This window comes from Streptomyces pathocidini (assembly GCF_001418495.1).
Taxonomy (GTDB): domain Bacteria; phylum Actinomycetota; class Actinomycetes; order Streptomycetales; family Streptomycetaceae; genus Streptomyces; species Streptomyces pathocidini.
The window spans coordinates 1-3,816 of record NZ_LIQY01000102.1; the positions used below are offsets into that span (position 1 = coordinate 1).

At 73.9% G+C, this 3,816-nt stretch carries 4 protein-coding genes; 1 reads left to right on the forward strand and 3 read right to left on the reverse strand.

The features are described from left to right. Positions 1–125: 125 nt before the first annotated feature. Positions 126–1,934, forward strand: a complete 1,809-nt coding sequence (locus tag AOK16_RS06705; protein WP_055471307.1) for an endonuclease/exonuclease/phosphatase family protein — start codon at positions 126–128, stop codon at positions 1,932–1,934. A gap of 124 nt (positions 1,935–2,058) precedes the next feature. On the opposite strand, the gene dapD is transcribed toward AOK16_RS06705, so the two are convergent. The 3 genes from dapD to AOK16_RS28015 form a co-directional block, all read right to left on the reverse strand. Then, on the reverse strand, positions 2,059–3,048 hold the full coding sequence (dapD, locus tag AOK16_RS06710) for a 2,3,4,5-tetrahydropyridine-2,6-dicarboxylate N-succinyltransferase (RefSeq protein WP_055471305.1): 990 nt from the start codon (positions 3,046–3,048) through the stop codon (positions 2,059–2,061). Positions 3,049–3,141: 93 nt separating this feature from the next. Continuing rightward, positions 3,142–3,681 carry a TetR/AcrR family transcriptional regulator gene (locus AOK16_RS06715; protein ID WP_055471306.1) on the reverse strand — a complete coding sequence of 180 codons (540 nt, stop codon included), beginning with the start codon at positions 3,679–3,681 and terminating at the stop codon, positions 3,142–3,144. Then, a partial coding sequence (locus tag AOK16_RS28015; RefSeq protein ID WP_478071898.1) for a DMT family transporter occupies positions 3,681–3,816 on the reverse strand: 136 nt, incomplete at its 5' end. The genes AOK16_RS06715 and AOK16_RS28015, both read right to left, overlap by 1 nt.

Consider the following 3,816-nt stretch of genomic DNA (forward strand, 5'->3'; position numbering starts at 1 on the left):
CCTCACGCCCAGTCCACCTCACGCCCCATCCGTCCCTCGCACCCCATCCGGAGGCCCCGACTCCCGCCGCCCGCCCCGGCCGTACGCAAACGGCCCGCCCGTCGTCACGGCCGTCGTCACGCCCGATCGCCCTGGGCGCCCTGATCGCCGCGGCCCTGACGGCCGGGCTCCTGGCCGCGCCCGCTCCGGCGGCCGCCGCGGAGGTCCGGATCCACGACATCCAGGGCACCACCCGGATATCCCCGCTCGCGGACCGGTCCGTCGCGGACGTCCCCGGCACCGTCACGGCGGTCCGCGCCTTCGGCTCCTCGCGCGGCTTCTGGGTCCAGGACCCGGACCCCGACGGCGACCGGGCGACGAGCGAGGGCGTCTTCGTGTTCACCGGCTCCAGGACCCCGGCCGTGGCGGTCGGCGACTCGGTGCTGGTGTCGGGCACGGTCACCGAGTACTACCCCGGCGGGGCGGGCGCGGGCCTCCAGTCCGTCACGGAGATCACCAAGCCCACCTGGACCGTCGTCTCCTCCGGCAACCCGCTCCCCACCGCCTTCCGCCTCAACCCCTCGACCGTGCCGAACCGTTACGCCCCGCGCGGCGAGGCCGCCGACAGCTCGATCGAGCACCTGCCGCTGCGCCCCACCGCGTACGCCCTGGACCGGTACGAGTCGCTGGAGGGCATGCGCGTCCGGCTCACCGACGCCCGGGTGGTCGGCCCCACCAGCGAGTTCGAGGAGGTGTGGGTCACCGCCGAACCGCGCCTCAACCGCACCGCGCGCGGCGGGAGTCTCTACGGCTCGTACGCGTCCCAGAACGGCGGCCGGGTCAAGGTCGCCTCGCTCATCCCGTACGCCGAGCGGCCGTTCCCGCGGGCGGACGTGGGCGACGAGCTGGCCGGGACCACCGCGGGGCCGCTGGACTACGACCAGTTCGGCGGCTACGAGCTCCAGGCCACCACGCTCGGGGCGCTCCGGGACGACGGACTCGCGCGCGAGCGGACGCGGAAGCAGTCCGCGTCCGAACTCTCCATCGCCACCTACAACGTGGAGAACCTCTCCCCCAAGGACCCGGCCGCCAAGTTCGAGCGCCTGGCCGAGGCCGTCGTCGCGCACCTCGCCTCGCCCGACGTCCTCGCCCTGGAGGAGGTCCAGGACGACAACGGCCCCACGGACGACGCGGTCGTCTCGGCGGACGCCACCCTGAAGCGGCTCACCGAGGCCATCACCGCCGCGGGCGGCCCTTCCTACGCGTGGCGCCAGATCGACCCGGCCGACGGGCAGGACGGCGGGCAGCCGGGCGGCAACATCCGGGTCGCGTTCCTCTTCGACCCCGAGCGGGTCTCCTTCGAGGACGTGCCGGGCGGCGATGCCACGACCCCCGTGAAGCCGGTCCCGGCGGCCGGCGGCGGGGTGGCGCTCTCCGTCAACCCTGGGCGCATCGCCCCCGCCGACCCAGCCTGGCGGGACAGCCGCAAGCCGCTCGTCGCGCGGTTCACGTTCCGCGGGGAGCCGGTCTTCGTGGTGGCCAACCACTTCACCAGCAAGGGCGGCGACCAGGGTCTGGACAGCCGCTTCCAGCCACCGGCCCGGCCCTCGGAGAAGCAGCGCGTCGCGCAGGCGCAGGCGGTGAACGCCTGGGTGAAATCCCTGCTGGCTCTCAATCCGGCCGCCGAGGTGGTGGTCGCGGGCGACTTCAACGACTTCGGTTTCTCCCCCGCCCTGGCCGCCCTCACCGCGGACGGCGCCCTGACCGACCTGGTCGGCCGCCTGCCGCGCGCCGAGCGCTACGGCTACGTCTACAACGGCAACTCCCAGGTCCTGGACCACATCCTCACCACCCGCGGCATCCGCCACGCGGACTACGACATCGTCCACCTCAACGCGGAGTTCGCCGACCAGGCCAGCGACCACGACCCGCAGGTACTGCGGATCCGGCCGTGAGCCGGGCCGGGCGGCGGTCCAGGTAACCCGGTCCCTCCCCGTCACCCACGAGCTGGCTCCGACAGCGCGACGGCCCGGCAGGAAGGAAGGTCCCGCCGGGCCGTGAAAAACTGCTCGGTGCGGCTCAGTTGTGGCTGTGCAGCGCCTCGTTGAGCCCGCCCCAGGAGCCGGAGCGCTGCAGCACCTCGACCGTGCCGGTCGTGGAGTTCCGGCGGAACAGCAGGTTGTTGGCACCGGACAACTCGACCGCCTTGACGACCTGGCCGTCGGGCAGGGTGACGCGGGTGCCCGCGGTCACGTACAGGCCCGCCTCGACGATGCAGTCGTCGCCCAGCGCGATGCCGATGCCGGCCTCGGCTCCCAGCAGGCAGCGCTCGCCGATGGAGACGGTCTGCTTGCCGCCGCCGGACAGCGTGCCCATGATCGACGCGCCGCCGCCGATGTCGGAGCCGTCCCCGACGACGACACCGGCGCTGATGCGGCCCTCGACCATGGAGGTGCCGAGGGTGCCCGCGTTGAAGTTGACGAAGCCCTCGTGCATGACGGTGGTGCCGGAGGCGAGGTGCGCGCCGAGCCGGACGCGGTCGGCGTCGCCGATCCGCACGCCCGAAGGGGCCACGTAGTCCGTCATCCGCGGGAACTTGTCGACGCTGGTGACGTTGAGGGCGAGCCCGTCGGCGCGGGCGGCCAGGCGTACGGCCTCCAGCCGATCGACGGGCACCGGGCCGAGGTTCGTCCAGGCCACGTTGGCCAGCAGCCCGAAGATGCCCTCCAGGTTCTGGCCGTGCGGCTCGACCAGGCGGTGGCTGAGCAGGTGCAGGCGCAGGTACGCGTCGTGTGCGTCGAGCGGCTTGTCGTCCAGCGAGGCGATGACCGTCCGCACGGCGACGACCTCGACCCCGCGCCGTGCGTCCGCGCCCAGCGCGCGCGGCGCGGCCTCGCCGAGCAGCTCGGCGGCGCGCTCGGCGGTCAGCCGCTCGCTCCCGGCGGGGCCGGGCTCGGCGGCGAGCTCGGGGGCGGGGAACCAGGTGTCCAGAACGGTGCCGTCGGCGGCGACGGTCGCGAGGCCGGCGGCGACGGCGCCGGTGGTACGAGTAGCAGTCGTGTCGGTCATGCTGGAAACCTAACCGGCCGTGTGCCGCTGAGGCGAACCGGTCTCATCGATCAGACCGGCTCGATCAGACCGGCCCAACGGCCCTGCGCACGCTCAGCCGATCACCCGGGCGAGCGTTTCCCTGACCTCCCGGCGGTCGAACGGCCGCCCGGTGAGCAGGAGTTGCAGCAGGAGGCCGTCGAGGAAGGCGACCAGGGCACGGGCGCCGGCCCTGTCACCGGTCCATGGAGCCAGGGTCTCGACCGCGGAATCGAGCCATTCGGCGGCGACCGGGCGCAGCGCCTCGCGGCGCAGGGCGGCGAGGTAGAGCTCGTACTCCAGCCGTATCCGGCCGCGGTCCCCGGCCGCCATCTCCTCCAGCAGGTCCACCAGCCGATCGGCCAGCGGCCCGTCCCGGTCGAGGTGGCGCCGCCAGTCCTCGACGGCGGTCGGCGGCTCGACGCAGACCTGCCGCAGCGCCGCGACGAGCAGGTCGTCGAGGGTGGCGAAGTGGTACGTGGTGGAGCCGAGCGGCACGTCGGCCTCGGCGGCGACCGAGCGGTGGCTGAGGCCGTCGATACCGCGCTCCCCCACGACCCGGATCGCCGCATCGATGATCCGCCGGCGCCGCTCGGGGTCGTACCGCCGCCCCATCAGTGCGTCGCCCCGCCGAGGTTGAGCACGAGCACGCCCGCGATGACCAGCGCAATCCCCAACAGCTTCGCCGCGGTCACCGCCTCGCCGAAGACGACCATGCCGATAGCCGCGACGACCGCCGTGCCGGCCCCG